Genomic DNA, 17999 nt, shown 5'->3' with positions numbered 1-17999 from the left:
AGGTCAAACGTTGGTGGTTAGATTTCTAAATGGCACCAAGCCGGGCGCGACGGTCGACATGATCACCCCGGTTTCGGTTCTGCAACAGAGATCACGATTCGATTCATCCCATTTTGTGAATTCGGCCAAGGAGTAGAGCAACCACGGTTGTTCTTTCGGAGGGACGGATTCACAGAAAGTAAACCGCTGCGGGCTTTTCCCAGTATTTGCCGAATCGAAGAGGACCTTCAGATGCCACGCAAACCCCTGATCGGAATCAATGCTGATTTCCGAGCCGCTGCCCGGACCACCCCCGCATTCGCGTACATTGCCGAGGGGTACTACCGCTCGATCATCAACGCCGGTGGAGTGCCCGTGCTCGTGCCACCGCAGGTCGACGAAGAATCAGCTCACACGGTTCTCGACGCTGTCGAGGGGTTCATGTTCATCGGCGGAGCCGATCTAGATCCACGAAACGATGGTTTCATGCTGCACCCGAGCGTTCGGCCACTCGATGCCGGACGAGAGAAGAGCGATCGCATGCTGATGGCGGAAATCGCCGAACGACGCATGCCCGTCTTCGGAATCGGAACGGGAATGCAACTGCTCAACGTCCAACAGGGCGGAAACCTGTTCCTGCACATCAAAGAAGACCTCCCTTCGGCGGTCCCGCATCACGATGTCCAAGACACCAACCACCGTCACACCCTCGACGTCGTCAGTGATTCGCTGATCGGCCGCGTCTACGGCGACGGTGAAATTCGCGTGACCAGCCGTCACCACATGGCGATCGATGAAGTCGCACCCGGTTTCCGTGTCACCGCTCGTTGCCCCGACGGAGTCATCGAAGCGATCGAGAGCGAAATGATCGACTGGTTCGCCATCGGAACCCAATTCCACCCCGAATCCGACGCCGCCTCGGCACTGGATATTCGTATCTTTGAAGAATTTGTTGACTCGGTTCGCGAGCGAAGCGGTCAACTCGAAGGAGCTTCCGACGCCGGCGACTTGCAACTGGTTGCCTGATCTCGTCGCAACAATTTGACGAACTAAGGAGAGATCGTTCGCCAAAGAGTCCAAACTAAATCACCCAGTGATCGACCATCGTTGTTAAACATCCCTCGCGGGTGTTTGGCACGAGAATGTCTTCGCTGTCGAACCCATAGGAACGTCGACGGATCGACGTAGCCACCGCACGGATGCGAATGACCGATTGGGTTCGAAAGCTGCAGACGACACGGAATGTCACGGTGACCGAAGGATTGGTCACCCGGGAAGTGCGTTAGGAGTAACGCAGGATTGTTTGGATTGTTTCGCCAACGAAAGAAGTCACGGTCGACAGCACAAACCGGGGTACCTTCCCGCAAGGTATCCCGGTTTCTTTTTGCGCGCAGAGTCAGATTCCTGGCGAGAGTTGTTCGATATCCGGCGCTAACGCAAGCTTTTCCCTTCGGGGTTCAGTTCGCCGTTATCGTTCCGGTCACGGTCGTTTCGTACAAACCGGACGGAAAGCTGCCGTACGTGTCGGTTACGAAACTGACCTGCAAATCGAACGACGCGGTCGAGGTGCCATTGCTCATCGCGCCGACGGTCGCATAGGAATCCCCGTTGGCGTAGTCCGTTGTGTCGACCGCTTGAGTCAAGATCCAACGTCCGACGCCGGAACTCGACGCGATGCTCAGGCCCAACTGGACGTCCCGTTTCCAATTCGGGTCGATGTTGTGCACAAAAGGGCCATCGGTCGAAAAGGTTGCCGTCACGCCCCGAACGTTGTTCCCGATGACTCGCCATCTCTGCACAGGGAACGCTTGGTTGGCGTCAGATTGATTGTGCATGATGCCGACGTTTGGGGGCGCCGTGATCGACAGGTTCGTAGGCACGGTTACGGCAAAGTTCTGTCGACTTTGAAACTGTGCAGACGCCGTGGTTGCAAAAAGGCCCGTCGTTGCGAAAAGGAAAAGTAGGCAATAAAGAAACCATCGCACCATCGGGCGAACGCGAGGCGGTTGGAAAGCGTCAGTCGATACAGACACCGGTGAGACCGCCGCTCGTCTAGCGAGCCTGAAAATCCGACACCCTGCGGACCGATCGCGCAGCAACAAACCGTCTTGCCGCAAACTCGGCAACCACCAACCGGGCAGCGGCGAACAGGGCAGCGGCGAACAGGACAGCGGCGACCGGGGCAGCGAATCAGGAGTCCGCTGGCCGCGGTCGCTGTCGCGGAAGCCCGGATTCCTGGTCCGGGCATCCTGACATGCAGATCGGCAGGTTTGACGGCACACCGGTCGGATCAAACCCGCGAATGAAAGAATGCGACGATTTCTGCCCGATCTTTCAAACCGAGCTTTTGTTTCAGCCGGCTCCGATAGGTTTCGATCGTTTTGACGCTCAGATACAACTCATCTGCGATCTGTTGGTTGGTTCGGCCCGATGCGAGACCTTCGAGAACCTCGCGTTCACGCTCAGACAGCTTTTTCAGTCCGGATGAGCTTTCTTGAAACGGCGATTCTGTGTTTCGATGGATCCGCGGTCGAACGTGACTCGCGTCCACTTTCCACAACTGGTCTTCTGCGAGGGAGTCTTCCGCAGCGGTCGCATGGGTGTTTCGCAGCCCGACCGAACTCGCCACGGGGGCGTCATGCCATCCCACCTGACGTCCGATGTCGACCCAGGCAACTGCCGATTCGAGCTGCTCGATCGACAGCGGGGTATCGAAATAACCGAATGCACCTTCCTGCTTAGAGGCCGTTTGGCACTCCGGGCAGGGTTGGGGTGAGAGAATGATCCACCGAATATCGGTATGGCGCCGCAGGGTATCTCGAAGGATTGAGACGTTGACCGCAGCCGAACTGCTCGCCAGCGGCCTCAGGCCGAGAATCGCTACCCGGGCTCCCTTCTCGACCAACGCGTCGCGAGCCTCGTCGTAGTCAGCGGCAACCACCCGCACATCAACGAAGCTGGAGGTGGACCATGAGTGATGGATTCCGAGCCGTTCGATACTGCCGGGGTGAATGACCGCGACAGGAATCCGGCTGTCATCGCCGTGAGTTCTCTGTCGGGGGGAGGAGGTTGGTGTTGGAATTTTGCTGTCTTGACGGGGAGAGTACGCCGCTCTATCAGGGTGAAAGTCCATGTTTGCTAGCAATTGATAAGTGTGACGGAAAAAACGTTGCCCCGTTGTGTTCCGTGCCCCCGACGCCGAACGTGTACATCAGCATCGTGTTAGCCCAGGAATCGGCGATTTTTGGGCGTTCCCACCACTGGATTCGTCATCCGTCTGATTATGCCGGTCAATTTGGTGGATCAGATCAGTCGCAGAAGTCGCGAACTTTCAGAAAGGCCTAGTTTTTTTCGCCTAAGGTCGCTAAGATCTCGCCTCGACTTTCCAAAGAAATCCATCATCTATCACCCCCTGAACCGTATATTTCACTATGTATGCCATTTTTGTTGACGGCGGACGCCAGTACCGGGTAGAGCCGGGGATGGAAATTGACGTCGATTTCCGCGATACCGCTGAAGGTGAAAACCTGCAGTTCGGCACCGTCTTGGCCGTCGGTGGTGATGAAGGCCTGAAATTGGGCACCCCAACGCTCGAAGGCGTCACCGTAAACGCTTCGGTTCTCGGCAAGTCGATGGACAAGAAAATCTACGTGCAAAAGTTCCGTCGCCGTAAGCACAGCAAGAAACGCACGGGCCACCGTCAACCGAATACGCGCGTGCGTATCGAAGAGATCGCAGGCGTCTAGCTTCCTGCTTTCCTAGTCGATGCCGCATCTGCACCTTTCCGATTTTAAATTGGGCTCCGTTCTTGGGGTCGGTACGGTCGGTACGATTTACGACGGAAGTGTACGAGACGATATCGAGGTGTCGCCTGCAGCAAAGGCGCTCGTGGGCGAAGACCTGGCCATCAAAAAGCTGCATCCCGCCGTCTCCAGTGATGAGCTGATTCAGGCACGCTTTCGACGCGAGATGTTGATTCTCGAGCGATTGCAGCACCCCAACATCATCGGCTATTTCGGCGGTGGTAGTGAGGACGGGCAGCTGTTCTACGTGATGGAGCGTGTCGACGGAGGCACCATTAAAGACCTGATCGAGGCAACCGGTAGATTGGTTTGGCCAGTGGTGGTCGACGTCAGTCGGCAGGTCAGTTCCGCCCTGCAGTGTGCCCATAATCACGGTGTGATTCACCGCGATTTGAAGCCCGGCAACCTCTTCCTGACCCGAGACGCACAGGTCAAGCTTGGCGACTTCGGCATCGCACGTGACCAACACTCGGCGGATCTGACGAACCAGGGTCTCACTGTCGGAACGCATGCCTATATGGCGCCTGAGCAGATTGTGGGTGATACTGCGATTTCTGGGAAAGTCGATCTTTATGCGCTGGGTTGCTGCATGTTCGAGATGCTAAGCGGCCGGAAGGTGTTCTTGGGCGAGAACTTCGCTCAGTTGTTCGAACAGCATTTGCACGCACCTCCGCCTCGCATTACGACGCTCGTCGGGGACGCCCCGCCGGAGCTCGATGAGATCATCAATGCCTGTCTCGCGAAGCGTGCCGAAGACCGGCCCTTCAGCGCCCGCGCGGTCCAGGGCGTTATGCTAGAGATCGGCGAGAAGTACGGTTTGGGGACGACGCCGGAGGAAACGGGCGTTAGCCAGTTGGCTGCAGAAGTTTATCGAGGAGCAACTCCGAAGCCCTACGACGTCGGTGCCGAAAACGTCACCGAGCAAGGGCGTCGGTTGCTCGAGCAGCAGATTCAGGCTCGCATTGGAGGCACCCCGCGCAAGGCGGTAGAGGGTTGGAAGGTGGCGATCATGCTACTCGTGTTGGCCCTGGTCATTGCGGTTATCGCACTCGCCGGATGAGATGGTGAGTGCGGCCGTGGTTCGCTGGTGATCGCCGTTCATCTGCCGTGGGCGAGTATCAGTTACACCTGCTCTCACGGAGCAAATCATCCTTAGTCACTTAGCGAACGTGAGTGGCCATCCAATTTGGATGACAACTCGCACTACTGACTTCGCGTGTATCGAAATAGGTCAGAGGGCCAACGTTGTTGATCCTCGACTAGCCGCTCCCGCTACCAGCCGGCTCCGGTGCACCGTGTGGTTGTCCGCCAGTCAGGGTCCGTCATCTTTGAAATGGAATAACGCGAGTTGGGATATCGTAGTAGATCGGCGTACCGGTGAAGAAGGTGCCACGAACTCGGTCACGGCTGTTATGTGACGTGTTAAGCAGATCGGCGTGCGGAATGATAAGCAAATAAAGCAATGCGAGAATCGCAGTCATTTCGATTTCCTTCCGTGGAGGTCGAACGTAGCGTCTGGCGACGGTAACCGGAATGGCTGTAGTGCGTCAATCCGAACCGTGGCGAGGTCAAAGTTGCGACTTGTGCGTCATCCCTTCTTCAGTCGGATAGCTCGTTGTTCTACGCATCCAGCCCCATCGCAGAAACCAGGCGGCGAACTTCGCCACGTGTTCTGCAAAACCGTATATGTTCCTGGTTCCACCATACGTTACCGAATTGACTGCACACCGATAGTTCGCCGGCAATCGAACGCTTGAAGTGCGTTGACTTCCATCCTGGCCCACTTCGCTTAGTAAACCCAACGGATTCGAGCCATACTTGCGAAATGATCTGCTCGTCATCGTCTGGGTTTTCGTGACGCCAAGCTGCGACAACCGCGACAGCCGCATCCCAGTGGTCTGTTTTGTTGCCCGCATTAAGAAACCTATCTGCCAACACACGGAGCGTAGAGCAACGCGATGAAACGGAGTCTAAATCTTTCGGCTGGTCAGCGTGGTTCTGTTTCTGCATCTCTTTCTTTCCTTTCTGCGTTTTCATATGCGAACGGCCCGATTGTCGCCTGAGCTATCCCGCGTCAGGCTCGTCGGACTTTGCGGCTTCATCAGAAAGCAAGGCATTTTTTGGGAGCAGTTCCTTGCCAGTCGCAGATAGATCGATGCTGCCTTTCAGTTTTATCTGATCGCCTGTCTTCTCACCCTCCATCTCGTAAATGTATAGGCGGTCCTCTTCGCGGTCGTTCACCGCCAACATGAGCACCATGCCTCCGGCGATGGGAACGATTTGGGCATCGTGACCATCATTCGCTTCTTGAGGCGCTGCGGCGCCGAGTATCGTCATCGCAACCAAAGTGAGTGCGGCACCTAAAAAGAGTGGGGCACCGAAATTCAGGGAACTCTTCATTTGAAACTGGTCCATGCAAGCGGGGATATTTTGCTGACATGTTCACTTCGCGAATCCAGTTCGGATATTGGGAAGAATTCTGAAAAGTTTTTGGATCGGCGGGGCAGCGCCGTTTTACTCCACAAGGCTCATTCCGGGCCGGATGAGGAGTTTCGTTTGGTAGCCATCTAATTGCACCGTGATCTCGACTGCGGATGTCGGCGTGCCGTGGGTGTCTTCCGTGCGAAGCGAGCCATCTGGGTTGAAGCAGATGCCAGTTTGGTCGCAAAAATTTCCGGTGATTTGGACGTTGCCGTCAAAGCGGTTCGCTAGTTGATCCCGTTCTTGCTCGCCGCAATCTACGGGGAGCGGCGAGTCGTGGGCACCGGCATGCAGGTCCGGGCTGTGGTAGGTCCGGCCCTTCCAATCGAAATACACGGATACGTGCTTTCGGCGATTCATCGCGGTTCGACGAGCGAGTTCGAGGTCGTCTTGCAACGTTTTTGCCAGAGAACGGACTCGTTTCCGGCCGGTTGCAGCGATCACCTGAGGAGCAGCGAGCAGCACGCAAATGCCAACGATCAGCAGCTTGATCCACTTCGAGAGTCCAGCGGAGGACCGGCGCGGCGGGTCCGTCGAGGCGCGAGAGTGAACGGAGCGGGTGCAGAGACGAGGCATTTGCGGCGCGAAGCTGAAGGCAGCGAGGGAGTCTTCACAACCGTAGCTCACAACTGACGCACTGGTTTGTGGGAATTGCGAGCGAGCTGCGCCTGCGTTGGGCGAGATTTGTCGTGCTGGGGCCTCGGCCGGTGGCTAGGTGCCTGCGTGTTGCTTGCTTTCCTGCTGGTTAGAGCGGTTCTGCGGGCAATCGTGTCCGTGGTTGGCGTTGAGCAGGCCGGCACTCATCGTTTGGGTCAGCTCTGTTTTCGAGTAGTGGGTCTTGTTAAAGATCCGCGTGCCAGGATCTTTGACAAGATCCACTACTGTCTGCCCCGGGGGGCTGGCTACACCGTGAATGCGCTACGCGGGCAGGCGAGAGCGCAGGGTGGAACTCGTCTGAGGTTAAGCCGGCGGCGATTAAGAAGAAGTGGTCGGGTCGGGTTTGCCCGCCAGTTGGCCGGTCACGGCTTCGATTGGGATTGGGATCCCGCGAAGGCAGCCTTCGAGGACGAGGTTTTCGCCAACGACACCTTGGAAGCTCGCAACGATCATGCGGCCGCGTCGTGTTTTGTCGAGCCGGACCATCAGGATCAGGCGATCGCCGGGGACGACGACCCCGCGGAAGCGAACTTCATCGACGCCGCCAAATCCAACCATGGCGGCACCGAGGAGATCGTGTTTCTGGGTGTAGTAGCTCGAGAGCTGCGCGACGGCTTCGAGCATCATGACGCCTGGCATGAGAGGCATGCCGGGCATGTGTCCGCGGACCCAGAATTCGTCTTCGGTGATTTGCTTGTATGCGGCGCAGGAATGTGTCTCGAGATCCTCATGAAGGATCGCGGTCAACTGTTCCATCTCGTGCCGTTGCGGGTTGAACTTTCGAATTTCTTCGATGCCCGCAATCGGTTTGTCAAAGTCGAGAATACTCGGCTGGATGATGTATTCGCTTTTCACGGCAGATCAGGTCTTGATCTTCTTTCGTTTGGCCTTGCGGGCTTTGGCGCTGGCGGGACGACGCCCGTGGTTCGCCTTTTTCAGTTTGTGGTGTGGTTTTGCCACGAGATTTTACCTGATGGTGAGAGTGATTGAAGGCGACGAGTGGATCGTCGCGGAGCGTCTAGCGTTCTCGGTAGACGATTCGACCTTTGGTCAGGTCGTACGGGGACAGTTCGACTCGGACCTTGTCACCGGGGACGATCCGAATGAAGTGCTTCCGCATGCGACCGGCGACGTGCGCGAGCACATCGTTTCCGGTTTCGAGTTGGACTCGAAATCGCGTGTTGGCGAGCGCCTGGGTGACGGTCCCCTCGACTTCGAACGCTTCTTCTTTCTTACTCAAGAGTAGGGCCTGGTTATCGTTTGCTGAACTGGACGCCACGGCGGGCACCACGAAGACCAGGTTTCTTCCGTTCCTTCATGCGGGAGTCCCGCGTCAGGAAGCTGCCGTCTCGCATGGGTTCATGCAAGGCTTCGTCGTGCGAGCACAATGCCCGAGCCAAGCCCATGCGAACCGCACCGCTTTGCCCGGTCATTCCACCGCCGGAAACACGAACCGTCATGTCGACCTTGTCAGCCAATCCGGCTGCTTCAAGGGTTTCGACGATGGCACGTTGATCCTGGTCGTTTACGAAGTACTCGTTCAATGGCTTGCCATTGACGGTGATGTTGCCGCTACCCGAGCGAACTCGGACTCGTGCAACGCTGCTTTTCCGACGGCCCGTTCCGAGAGCATCGCCGGTGATTTTGTCTTTTTTTACTGCGATCATGCGCTGACTTTCTTGCTCGTGCGTGCCAATTCGACGGGTTGCTGCGCCGTGTGTGGGTGATCTGGGCCGGCGTAGATCTTCAGCTTGCCCAGCATATGGCGGGCCAGCTTGTTCTTAGGAAGCATGCGACGAACAGCGTGCCGCAGAAGATCTTCCGGTTTACGGCTTTGACGATCCTGGTAGCTTTCCAAACGCAATCCGGGGTGCCCGGTGTACCAGGTGTAGTGACGATCCTGCATTTTGTTGCCGGTCATCGCAATTTTTTCGACGTTGGTCACGATGACGAAGTCACCGCAATCGACGTGGGGTGTGTATTCGGGGCGGTGTTTGCCCATCAAAACGACGGCGATGTCGCTGGCCAAACGGCCCAGCACTTCGTCGCTAGCATCGACGATATGCCATTGCTTTTGAACTTCGCCGGGTTTCGCCATGTAGGTTCGCTGAACAGCCACGGTGGGAACTTTTCTCAGGGGAGGCATCAAAAATTTGAATCGCAGAGCGTACTCGACACACCCCGTCGAAGGCAAGGGCTTCCGAGTACCCGAAATCAGGTTTTTTCGGAAGCCCCGCTTGATCTTTGCCGGCAAATCAGTCATTTAGGCCGGCGTCACGCGAATCGGCCGCGGTGAGGCGACGAGGGGGGCCGAATCAGCCCATCTCGATCTCATATCCTTCGCGATAAGGACGTGCGAGCATCGAGTTGGCCTGTTCGTCGCCCACGATTTGCTCCGAGGCGTCGTCCCACGTCAGGTTGCGACCGGTGCGGGCGCAGATTCCTGCGAGGTGGCAGAGGTTGAGCATCTGCATGTGGGAATGGACATCGGAGATCGGCTCGAGCCCTTCGCGATGGCAGTGCAGGAAGTTCGCCCAGTGCTGCGAGCGGCCGTTGAGGTCCATCGGCAGTCCTTTGTACACCTTGGAAATGGCGTCTTCGGGCAGCGGGTTCTCTTTCAGGTCGTCGACGGGTTGTCCAACGAGTTTGCCGCGGTTGACGAAGATCCGACCTTTGTCGCCTTCGAGCAGCACGCCGTTGTCGGTGTCGTGTCGGATGATCATTTCGGTCCCGCCGGGATACTTCACGGTGAAGTTGAACGCGGTCGCGGTGTTGTACCGGTCGTTCTGCTGAGCGACCCCGTCCTTGAACTCAACCGGGTGAGTGGCCGTTCCGCCGAGCGACGTCGGGCCTTCGGTTTGGCCGTTGAGTTTGAGTGCCCAGTTGCATATGTCGACGTGGTGAGCACCCCAGTCGGTGAGTTTTCCGCCCGAGTACTCGTACCACCAACGGAATTCGTAGTGGCAGTTAGTGTTGGGGCGTCGGCCGGCTTTGATGTAACGGTAGTCCACCTTGGGGGCGGGTCCGAGCCAACGGTCCCAATCGAGGTTGGCGGGGACTTCGGCAACCGGGATCGAGGGGCTCGATGGGGCACCACCGATTGCCGCCTGAACACGGCGAAGTCGTCCGAGTCGGCCTTCGTTGACGATTGCCATCGCTTTGGCAAACAGGTGCAAAGTGCTGCGTTGCTGCGTGCCGACCTGAACAATTCGGCCGGTTTGCTTCTGCACCTTGCGGATCAGTTTTCCTTCGTCGACGGTCAACGTGAGCGGTTTTTCACAGTACACGTCTTTTCCGGCGAGCATCGCTTCGATCAGCGGTTTGGTGTGCCAGTGATCCGGGGTCGCGATGTGCAGGACCTCGATGTCGTCTCGATCGAGCATTGCCCGGTAATCGTTGTAGACTTTTGCTTTCCCGTCGCTGAATTTGCCGTTGAAGCTGTCGGCACGCTTGGAATCGACGTCCGCAACGGCCACCACATCGAGCCACTTTTCGGCTGATTTGATATTTCCGGTTGCCATCCCGCCCGCGCCGATCACGCCGATGTTGATCCGGTCGTTTTTGCTGGTGGGCTCATCCGCCATGGTCCGGGGTGACCACGCAAAGTACGGCGTCGCCATCGCGGCACCGGCGATTTGCAGCATTCGCCGACGGCCGACCGTTTGCGGCTGGGTGGTTTGCGAAACCGGGGTTTCAGGAGATTTCGACATGTTGGCGTCTCTGTTTGGCAGGGGCAAAAGGGGTGGGATAGAATCGCGTGCGATTATATAGACTCCGCGGGTGGCATCGTAGTCACCGCGACGGCTTGCCGCGACTTTGCGGTGGAGAACAGTCTCAATGCGACGGGCGGATGTCACCCAACGCAGATCTCACACAGCAGATGTCACACAATGCATTCGTAGATGCAGTATTCTGATTTGACCAGCAGCATAAACTACGCAGCCTGGGAATGTTGCTCTGTTACGATAGTGGCTACCCGCTACGATGTCGGAAGATTTGCGTCGCTGCCATCACCCGTTTTGAAATTTGACGCCAATATTCGCCGCCAAGGAAAACGCTGCACTCATGTATCTCCGAATGGCTCGCCGGTTTGCCTTGGAAACGGACAAACGGTTGCTCGCGAAAGCAGTTTGGATGCTCGGTGTCAAAGGACTCCGGAGCGTGCACCGTCACAAGCGACGGCTCAAGAAGGGGGAGTTCTTTCCGCCGTTTCTGTACATGTCGGTCATCAACAGTTGCAACTTGCGTTGTCAGGGCTGTTGGGTCGATGTTGCGGCCAAGCAGCATAAAATTGAGCTCGACGCGGCGACCCGCACGATCGAGCAAGCCAAAGAAATGGGCAACAGCTTCTTTGGGATCCTCGGTGGTGAACCGTTCATGCATAAGGATTTGTTGACCCTTTTTGAGCGGCATCGGGATGTTTATTTCCAGGTCTTCACCAACGGACATTTCATCACCGATGACGTCGCAAAGCGTTTGCGTGATTGTGGCAACGTCACTCCATTGATCAGTGTCGAGGGTAGCGAGATCATCAGCGATACGCGCCGCGGTCGAGATGGCGTTTACAATCAAACGATGGCTGGGATCGAAGCGGCACTGCGCAACAAATTGTTGGTCGGGGTTTGCACGAGCGTTTGCAAGTCCAACATCGATGACCTCGTCACGGATAAATGGGTCGACCGTTTGATCGAGATGGGGGTGATGTATTGCTGGTTCCATATCTACCGCCCGGTCGGCCCGGAACCGAATCCGCAGTTGGCTCTGTCGAGTGAAGAACAACGTCGGGTTCGTCAATTTGTTGTCGACACGCGTGCCACCAAACCGATTGTTGTCATTGACGCCTATCACGACGACGCAGGCAACGCACTGTGTCCGGCGGTCACCGGTTTCACTCATCACGTCGGGCCATGGGGAGATATCGAGCCCTGTCCGGTCATTCAGTTGGCGACCGAATCGATTCACGATGACCGGCCATTGAAAGACACGTTCAATGAGTCGACTTTTTTGAAAGACTTCCGAGAACTCACCGCGGGAGAAACTCGCGGTTGCGTAATCATGGAACGTCCTGATCTGCTCGTCGAACTTGCCGAAAAGCACGGCGCGCGTGATACGACCGCACGCGGCGGTGTGATCGAAGAGTTGAAAAATGTTTCGCCTCGACGAAGTCAGTATCAACCCGGTGATGAGATCCCAGAGCGAAGTCTTGTTTATCGCTGGGCGAAGAAGTACGCGTTCAACGACTTCGGAACCTACGCTCGGCATTTTGACGCGCAGCGGTATCAGGATCCTGATGACAAAGTGGATGCACCCGAACTGGTGCAGATTGGCGAACCGAGTCGTCGCTAAACCGCGGGTCCCGCGTTTGCCGATGCCCTGTCTTCATGGCAATCGTCGATCAGGATAGGTAGGCTCGTCGGGCAGATGACCGGGCTGGCGGGCGTTTTGGAAACCGGCCCTTTTTTCAACGCAATGTGTCTCGCCGTGTGATACGAGTGCGAGAGTGGTTGGAGCGGCATTTGCAGAGCACGACTCCACATTTGCGGAGAATGGTTTCACTTTTGCAAACGGCGGTATTGCTAATGAAGTCGGTGATGTCGCGTACGAAAACGGAAGAGAGCGTTGGTTTGGCAGGAACGGATTTGGCGAAAAAGCAGTTTGATTTGACCTCAACGCCTACTGCGGATGGGTTACACTTAGTCCACTTTGATGCCCCCTCCGTAGAGAGGAAAGATCGATGAGTTCAACCTCTCCCGAATCGTGTGCGAAGAACGCCTGTGGCCTGACCGACATCGGCCGACGCCGCGCGGAGAATCAGGATCAATTTCTCATTGCCGAACTGCGCAAGTCGATGTTGGTGCATTCGACGAGTCTGTTGGTCGACAAGGAAGTTCCTCTCTTTGGCAGTGCCCGCGGTCAACTGCTAATCGTCGCCGATGGGATGGGGGGACATGCCGCCGGGCGTCGCGCCAGCAGCGTGGCGATGGATCATTTGATCACGGAATTGCTTAATCGGATGCACTGGTTTTTGCATCTTGAGCACGACCACGAAGACGAGTTCATTGATTCACTGAAGGATTTGCTCCGCCAGGCTCACGCCCGGATTCTGTCCGAGGCGGCGGACGATGATTCGCAACGCGGGATGGGAACGACGTTGACGATGGCCTACATCGTTTGGCCTCGGATGTATGTCGTTCACGCCGGAGACAGTCGGTGCTATCTGATTCGAGACGGGCAGTGCGAACAGCTAACGACCGATCACACTCTCGCCCGGCAACTCGTCGAGTCCGGTGGTCTCAAACCGGAAGAGGAAGAGCAAAGCCGGTGGAGCAACGTGCTGTGGAATGTTCTCGGCGGCAGTGGTGATCAGGAGTTGATCGCCGAGGTCCGGCGGACGGATTTGGTCGAAGGAGACATGGTGTTGCTGTGCAGCGACGGGCTGAGTCGTTACCTGTCGACCGAGACGCTCGCGGGGGTGGTATCGGAAGGTTGCAGTGACCACCGTGGGATTTGTCATCGGTTGGTCGGTTTGGCAAACGCTGCCGGGGGCGAGGACAACATCACGGTTGTCGTGTGCAGCCCGGGGCCGCAGAAGATCAGCGACCACGCATTGAGTTTCCGAGGCCAGAACGGCCCTGAGTTGCAAGTCCAACGGTTCGACGATGATGATGAAACGGATCTGTCGCATTTGCTCACCGAAGACGGACTGATGCCCGAGGATTTCGCGGACGAAGATACGCTGCCTGGTTGAGTGAACACGATCGACGCTTCTGCGGTTTGAGCACGTGTCAGGTCGAGGTGGTTGGTCTAGAATGAGAAGTACCGTCACGCTTTCGAGCTTGACCCTGCCTCCATTTCCTACCCCCCTCAGATCCAATCCGTGATGAAGAATTGTCGTTTCTCCAATAGCGTCGTTGCGTCCGTGTTGCTGAATCCTCGGGCCGCACTGATTTGTTTCTTGATTCTCGCTTGCCAATCCGGTTCGTTCGCGAAAGATGCCTCCGGCACTCAGGGAGGTCCCGCGACCGAGACGGTGAGTCTCGGTGATCCATCCCTTACCGCGGGGATTCCCGGCGAGGGTCCGTTGACGGTCGAGCAAGCCAGGAAGTGGCTCGCCGAACCTAAAAACCATGCAATTCTCGACGTGAAATTACCTCACGGTCTCCATGCGGCGGCGGGCAACGTCTTCATTCCTGAAGACAACCCGATGACCCGGGCGAAGATCGAACTCGGACGCCAACTTTACTTTGACACCCGGCTGTCTTCGGACAATTCGATTTCATGTGCGTCGTGTCACGTTCCGGAAGAGGGTTGGGGAGCGAATACCCAATTCGGGATCGGAGTCGATGGTCAAACCGGCAACCGAAACTCACCCGTTTCGTTCAACCGAATTCTGAGTCGGCACCAGTTCCACGACGGTCGTGCGGGAACGCTCGAAGAGCAAGCCGTCGGGCCGATCGAGAACCCGATCGAAATGGGGAACACCCATGACGTTTGTGTGCAAACGCTCGGTTCCATTCCCGTATACAAACTCCAGTTCGATCACATCTTTGACGATGGCCTGACGATCGAAAACGTCGGCCGAGCGATCGCTACGTTCGAACGCTCAGTCGTTACCGGGCCTGCCCCGTACGACTATTACGCTCCGTTGGCGACATTTGAGAAAGCGTTTGCGGATGACCTTGAGTACCTCGACGAAGAACCCGAACTCGCCGAGCAGTACAAGCGACTCAAGGAAGAAGCCGCAAAGAATCCGATGAGCGAGTCGGCGATTCGTGGGATGGAGTTGACGTTCGGAAAGGCCAACTGCACGGTTTGTCATGCGGGTGCCAATTTCACCGATGAGCAATTCCACAACCTCGGTGTCGGGATGGACAGCGACGAGCCAGATCTCGGACGCTACGAGATCACGAAGGAGGAGAAGGATCGCGGCGCGTTCAAGACGCCCACGATGCGGAACGTCGCCGACTCGGCCCCATACATGCATGACGGCAGTCAAAAGACGCTCGAAGAGGTCGTCGAATGGTATGACAAGGGCGGACATCCAAACCCTTGGTTGAGCGATAAAATGAAGGTGCTCAACCTGACCGATGGGGAAAAGGCGGATCTCGTGGCCTTCATGGTCGAAGGTCTGACGAGTGACTTCCCGGTCATCGAAACAGGCCGATTGCCTGCCGATCAATAGTCGAAATTCCCATTAGAGAACTGATGCCTGGTACCGCTGTTGCTCCACTGAAGATTGGTGACCTGACCATCGACCCGCCGATTTTGCAGGCACCGATGGCTGGTTTCACCAACGCTGCCTTCCGCCAAATCGTGCGCGAGTTTGGAGGTGCTGGCTTGCTGGCGACCGAAATGGTCAATGCCCGCGGGTTCGTGTGGATGGATGAAAACGAGGCCGAGCATCCCGACCGCCTTTGGGGCGTCGGCGATGAGCCCCGGCCGTTGGCGGTGCAAATTTGGGACAACGATCCCGAAACCATGGCGAAGGTAGGTCGACGGCTCGTCGAAGAATATCGGGTGAGTGTCGTCGACATCAATTTCGGATGCCCTGTCCGCCAGGTAACCGAAAAGGCTCACAGCGGGAGTTACCTGCTGCGTGAGCCGCAGCGAATGAGTGCGATCATCTCGAAATTGGTTCGTGCCTGCGCCCCGACGCCGGTGACGGCCAAGATCCGCCTCGGCTGCCATCCGACCAATATTAACTGCAACGAGATTGCGAGAGTCGTCGAAGAAGCCGGTGCGGCGGCCCTGACCGTGCACGGCCGAACGGCGGCGGATATGTTCCGCGGCAACGCGGATTGGGATCGGATCAGCGAGATCAAGGCACACCTGAAGAATATCCCGTTGATCGGTAACGGTGATCTCGACAGTGCCGAGAAAGTCGTTGCGGCGTTCGAGCAATACAATGTCGACGCGGTCATGATCGCGCGGGCGTGTTTGGGGCGTCCATGGTTGTTTGCACAGGCGGCTGCCGCGTTACGTGGCGAACCGGTGCCGCCCGACCCGACTCTCGAGCAGCAGCGTGACGTGATGTTGCATCACTATCGACTCGTTGTGGATCGCTTTGGCGAGGAAAAAGCAACGGTTCTCATGCGAAAATACGCGTGCTGTTACGCACAGGGCAAACGCGGGGCTCGCCATTTTCGAACCCATGTCGCCAAAGTATCGACGGCGGAGGAGTTCCAAGCAGTTGTCGATGAGCATTTTCCGGTCAGCACGGACGGTTAATCGGAGTAAACTGTGGGCAAACGAACATTGATGACCCACCTGAAAATCCGATGCCGATCCGATGAGAACCGTCGACCAGATCTTGCGTGAGGCGACGCTGCAAAAAAGCCCAACGGATGCGGAGCCCACTCGCGCCCTGGATCGTTTCTCGCGAAAGCGACACGTCGAGCTCGTTCGTTCGCTCTCTCAAGTGAGCGCCGTTCGCTCGACGCTTTACATCGCAGTGCAGTGGATCGTCATGATTGGCGCGATCGTGGTCGCGGCCAAAGTGAATCATTGGGCGGTCTATCTGGTCAGCATGATTGTGCTGGCCAGCCGGATGCAGGCTCTCGGTGTCTTGATGCACGACGGAGCTCACTATCTTCTGTACAAGAACCGTGTGCTCAACGACGTCGTCTCGGATCTTTTTGTTGCTTTCCCGATCGGGATGAGCACGACGTTGTACCGAAAGACGCACTTTCGGCATCATCGCTATACGAACACAGAAGAAGACCAGGACCTTGCCGCGCAGCAAGAGGAACAGGAATGGTTTGAGTGGCCGAAGACACGACTCGGTTTGTTCTTGACCCTCATCCGCAGCGTGTTCGGAATCAACTTTCTGCGAGGTTGGATTCTGTACAAACACTGGGCGCCGTGGAACAACTTTCGCTCGCCTGATTTCCCACCGCGATGCAGAGTGCTCTACGTGTTATCGACGGCCTGTGTGTATTCCTTTTTTGCCATCGCACTCAAAATTGACCCGCGCACCACAATCCTCTTGGTCGTCATTTACATGTTGGCAGGAATTACGGTACTGAATCTGATCAACCGTATCCGAGCCACCGCAGAACACCTTGGCACACGGGGTGATCACGAATTGAACGACACTCGGACGGTGTTGCCGAACTTTGTTGAACGGTTGCTAATCGCGCCATACGGGGTGAACTATCACCTCGAGCATCATCTGTTTCCGTCCGTGCCGGGCTATCGGCTGAGCGAGTTGCACCGGGAATTGATGAAAGACGAGGAGTTTCGAACGAAGGCACATATCACTCAAGGATACACCGGGGTGATTCAAGAGTTGATGGACTTGCAAGAGCAAGCCAACGAAGAGAAGGCGAAAGAGATGTCCGCGGTATGAAATCGTTCGTCAGGAAGATTGCAACGTCTTGTTGATTTCGTCAGATTCGATACGTCCATCGCGTACGCGAAGGACACGTTGTGCCGCCAAAGCAACCTCTTCACTGTGCGTGACCGTGACGAGTGTCATCTTTCGGTCATCATGCAGTTCATCGAATAGTTCGAGGATTCCTGCTGCGGTTACGGTATCAAGGTTTCCCGTCGGTTCGTCCGCGAGCAACAGACGAGGATCGTTCGCCAACGAACGTGCGATGGCGATGCGTTGGCGTTGTCCTACCGAGAGTTGTTTGGGAAGGTGTTTCTCTCGCTCACTCATGCCTACCGCGTTGATGAGTTCTCTGGCCTTTTCAATCCGCTGTGCTCCCGTCATTCCTCTTCCGAACATGGGAACCTGAACGTTCTCCAATGCGGTTAACGTTGGTAGCAGATAAAACGATTGGAAGATGAAACCGATCGCTCGGGAACGGAGTTCGTCGAGGTCCGTGGAAGAGTCGACCACGTTTCCTTCGAAGATGACCTTCCCCGAGGTGGGACGGTCCAAGGTTCCCAGGATGCTCAGCAGCGTGGATTTTCCGCTGCCGCTCGGGCCCATGATGGCGACATATTCGCCTGAATGAATTTCGAAACTGACGTGGTCGAGGGCTCGCACGTTTCCGTCGGGGTAGTCCTTGCAGACATCGTCAACGGCCAGCAAAACAGATTCGTCGTGAGTCATGATTCATCCTGATGGAC

21 protein-coding genes are annotated in these 17999 nt (G+C 56.6%); 8 read left to right on the top strand and 13 right to left on the bottom strand.

From position 1 onward, the window contains the following. Positions 1-231: 231 nt before the first annotated feature. On the top strand, positions 232-1005 hold the full coding sequence (locus RSSM_RS18380) for a gamma-glutamyl-gamma-aminobutyrate hydrolase family protein (protein WP_008682017.1): 774 nt from the start codon (positions 232-234) through the stop codon (positions 1003-1005). A 55-nt stretch (positions 1006-1060) separates the two neighbouring features. On the opposite strand, the gene RSSM_RS18375 is transcribed toward RSSM_RS18380, so the two are convergent. The 3 genes from RSSM_RS18375 to RSSM_RS18365 form a co-directional block, all read right to left on the bottom strand. Then, the gene (locus RSSM_RS18375) at positions 1061-1249 is read right to left on the bottom strand and encodes a hypothetical protein (RefSeq protein ID WP_008682015.1); all 189 of its coding nucleotides are present in this window, start codon (positions 1247-1249) and stop codon (positions 1061-1063) included. A 187-nt stretch (positions 1250-1436) separates the two neighbouring features. Continuing rightward, complete coding sequence (locus RSSM_RS18370) at positions 1437-1814, bottom strand: hypothetical protein (RefSeq protein WP_008682011.1); 378 nt, start codon at positions 1812-1814, stop codon at positions 1437-1439. 455 nt (positions 1815-2269) lie between these two features. Continuing rightward, positions 2270-3112 (bottom strand): response regulator transcription factor, encoded by an 843-nt coding sequence (locus RSSM_RS18365; RefSeq protein WP_008682007.1) that lies wholly within the window; start codon positions 3110-3112, stop codon positions 2270-2272. A gap of 298 nt (positions 3113-3410) precedes the next feature. Here RSSM_RS18365 and rplU point away from each other — a divergent pair, with 298 nt between their 5' ends. Together rplU and RSSM_RS18355 are read left to right on the top strand one after the other, a co-directional pair. Continuing rightward, complete coding sequence (gene rplU / locus RSSM_RS18360; RefSeq protein ID WP_044302959.1) at positions 3411-3725, top strand: 50S ribosomal protein L21; 315 nt, start codon at positions 3411-3413, stop codon at positions 3723-3725. Positions 3726-3744: 19 nt separating this feature from the next. After that, positions 3745-4842, top strand: a complete 1098-nt coding sequence (locus tag RSSM_RS18355; protein ID WP_044302958.1) for a serine/threonine protein kinase — start codon at positions 3745-3747, stop codon at positions 4840-4842. A 262-nt stretch (positions 4843-5104) separates the two neighbouring features. Here the strand turns inward: RSSM_RS18355 and RSSM_RS33835 are convergent, their stop codons facing one another. The 9 genes from RSSM_RS33835 to RSSM_RS18315 all read right to left on the bottom strand — a co-directional run bounded on the left by RSSM_RS33835 (position 5105) and on the right by RSSM_RS18315 (position 10564). After that, entirely contained in the window at positions 5105-5263 is a 159-nt protein-coding gene (locus tag RSSM_RS33835) for a hypothetical protein (RefSeq protein ID WP_008682000.1), read from the bottom strand. Between the two features lie 583 nt (positions 5264-5846). Further along, complete coding sequence (locus RSSM_RS18345; protein ID WP_008681996.1) at positions 5847-6197, bottom strand: hypothetical protein; 351 nt, start codon at positions 6195-6197, stop codon at positions 5847-5849. Positions 6198-6296: 99 nt separating this feature from the next. Beyond that, entirely contained in the window at positions 6297-6839 is a 543-nt protein-coding gene (locus RSSM_RS18340) for a GspH/FimT family pseudopilin (RefSeq protein WP_144059930.1), read from the bottom strand. A 399-nt stretch (positions 6840-7238) separates the two neighbouring features. Further along, the gene (locus tag RSSM_RS18335; protein WP_008681991.1) at positions 7239-7775 is read right to left on the bottom strand and encodes a 3-hydroxyacyl-ACP dehydratase FabZ family protein; all 537 of its coding nucleotides are present in this window, start codon (positions 7773-7775) and stop codon (positions 7239-7241) included. Between the two features lie 6 nt (positions 7776-7781). Continuing rightward, positions 7782-7880 carry a 50S ribosomal protein bL37 gene (locus RSSM_RS35480; protein ID WP_372894368.1) on the bottom strand — a complete coding sequence of 33 codons (99 nt, stop codon included), beginning with the start codon at positions 7878-7880 and terminating at the stop codon, positions 7782-7784. 58 nt (positions 7881-7938) lie between these two features. Beyond that, entirely contained in the window at positions 7939-8160 is a 222-nt protein-coding gene (gene infA, locus RSSM_RS32580; RefSeq protein WP_008681989.1) for a translation initiation factor IF-1, read from the bottom strand. Between the two features lie 13 nt (positions 8161-8173). Further along, positions 8174-8587 (bottom strand): 30S ribosomal protein S9, encoded by a 414-nt coding sequence (gene rpsI / locus RSSM_RS18325; RefSeq protein ID WP_008681983.1) that lies wholly within the window; start codon positions 8585-8587, stop codon positions 8174-8176. Beyond that, positions 8584-9039, bottom strand: coding sequence for a 50S ribosomal protein L13 (gene rplM / locus RSSM_RS18320; protein ID WP_008681982.1), 456 nt, complete (start codon positions 9037-9039; stop codon positions 8584-8586). Before rplM ends, rpsI begins: the two co-directional genes overlap by 4 nt. A gap of 196 nt (positions 9040-9235) precedes the next feature. Beyond that, the gene (locus tag RSSM_RS18315; protein ID WP_390174061.1) at positions 9236-10564 is read right to left on the bottom strand and encodes a Gfo/Idh/MocA family protein; all 1329 of its coding nucleotides are present in this window, start codon (positions 10562-10564) and stop codon (positions 9236-9238) included. Between the two features lie 433 nt (positions 10565-10997). On the opposite strand from RSSM_RS18315, the gene RSSM_RS18310 reads away from it, so the two are divergent. The 5 genes from RSSM_RS18310 (at position 10998) to RSSM_RS18280 (ending at position 17268) form a co-directional block, all read left to right on the top strand. After that, entirely contained in the window at positions 10998-12266 is a 1269-nt protein-coding gene (locus RSSM_RS18310; protein WP_044302968.1) for a radical SAM protein, read from the top strand. 388 nt (positions 12267-12654) lie between these two features. Continuing rightward, on the top strand, positions 12655-13668 hold the full coding sequence (locus tag RSSM_RS18295) for a PP2C family protein-serine/threonine phosphatase (RefSeq protein ID WP_008681974.1): 1014 nt from the start codon (positions 12655-12657) through the stop codon (positions 13666-13668). A gap of 132 nt (positions 13669-13800) precedes the next feature. Continuing rightward, entirely contained in the window at positions 13801-15102 is a 1302-nt protein-coding gene (locus RSSM_RS18290; protein WP_081613834.1) for a cytochrome c peroxidase, read from the top strand. A 23-nt stretch (positions 15103-15125) separates the two neighbouring features. Continuing rightward, a complete protein-coding gene (gene dusB, locus RSSM_RS18285) occupies positions 15126-16148 on the top strand; it encodes a tRNA dihydrouridine synthase DusB (protein WP_008681969.1) in 1023 nt (340 codons plus the stop codon). 61 nt (positions 16149-16209) lie between these two features. Beyond that, a complete protein-coding gene (locus tag RSSM_RS18280) occupies positions 16210-17268 on the top strand; it encodes a fatty acid desaturase family protein (RefSeq protein WP_008681967.1) in 1059 nt (352 codons plus the stop codon). Between the two features lie 9 nt (positions 17269-17277). Here the strand turns inward: RSSM_RS18280 and RSSM_RS18275 are convergent, their stop codons facing one another. After that, positions 17278-17982: an ABC transporter ATP-binding protein gene (locus RSSM_RS18275; protein ID WP_008681965.1), complete on the bottom strand. Its 705-nt coding sequence runs from the start codon at positions 17980-17982 to the stop codon at positions 17278-17280. Positions 17983-17999: the final 17 nt, after the last annotated feature.

Source organism: Aporhodopirellula sallentina SM41 (assembly GCF_000346505.1).
Classification (GTDB): Bacteria; Planctomycetota; Planctomycetia; order Pirellulales; family Pirellulaceae; genus Rhodopirellula; species Rhodopirellula sallentina.
Note: the sequence above shows the minus strand (reverse complement) of the source record. Positions and strands in the feature narration are given on the sequence as shown.

Bases quoted from the DNA above. Each gene is read 5' to 3' on its own strand.
- rpsI (WP_008681983.1), bottom strand. From the start codon at position 8,587: ATGATCGCAGTAAAAAAAGACAAAATCACCGGCGATGCTCTCGGAACG.
- RSSM_RS18315 (WP_390174061.1), bottom strand. From the start codon at position 10,564: ATGCTGCAAATCGCCGGTGCCGCGATGGCGACGCCGTACTTTGCGTGG.
- RSSM_RS18340 (WP_144059930.1), bottom strand. From the start codon at position 6,839: ATGCCTCGTCTCTGCACCCGCTCCGTTCACTCTCGCGCCTCGACGGAC.
- RSSM_RS18365 (WP_008682007.1), bottom strand. From the start codon at position 3,112: ATGGACTTTCACCCTGATAGAGCGGCGTACTCTCCCCGTCAAGACAGC.
- dusB (WP_008681969.1), top strand. From the start codon at position 15,126: ATGCCTGGTACCGCTGTTGCTCCACTGAAGATTGGTGACCTGACCATC.
- RSSM_RS18275 (WP_008681965.1), bottom strand. From the start codon at position 17,982: ATGACTCACGACGAATCTGTTTTGCTGGCCGTTGACGATGTCTGCAAG.
- RSSM_RS18355 (WP_044302958.1), top strand. From the start codon at position 3,745: ATGCCGCATCTGCACCTTTCCGATTTTAAATTGGGCTCCGTTCTTGGG.
- RSSM_RS18295 (WP_008681974.1), top strand. From the start codon at position 12,655: ATGAGTTCAACCTCTCCCGAATCGTGTGCGAAGAACGCCTGTGGCCTG.
- RSSM_RS18345 (WP_008681996.1), bottom strand. From the start codon at position 6,197: ATGGACCAGTTTCAAATGAAGAGTTCCCTGAATTTCGGTGCCCCACTC.
- RSSM_RS18290 (WP_081613834.1), top strand. From the start codon at position 13,801: ATGAAGAATTGTCGTTTCTCCAATAGCGTCGTTGCGTCCGTGTTGCTG.
- RSSM_RS33835 (WP_008682000.1), bottom strand. From the start codon at position 5,263: ATGACTGCGATTCTCGCATTGCTTTATTTGCTTATCATTCCGCACGCC.
- RSSM_RS18310 (WP_044302968.1), top strand. From the start codon at position 10,998: ATGGCTCGCCGGTTTGCCTTGGAAACGGACAAACGGTTGCTCGCGAAA.
- RSSM_RS18280 (WP_008681967.1), top strand. From the start codon at position 16,210: ATGAGAACCGTCGACCAGATCTTGCGTGAGGCGACGCTGCAAAAAAGC.
- RSSM_RS18380 (WP_008682017.1), top strand. From the start codon at position 232: ATGCCACGCAAACCCCTGATCGGAATCAATGCTGATTTCCGAGCCGCT.
- rplU (WP_044302959.1), top strand. From the start codon at position 3,411: ATGTATGCCATTTTTGTTGACGGCGGACGCCAGTACCGGGTAGAGCCG.
- RSSM_RS18370 (WP_008682011.1), bottom strand. From the start codon at position 1,814: ATGCACAATCAATCTGACGCCAACCAAGCGTTCCCTGTGCAGAGATGG.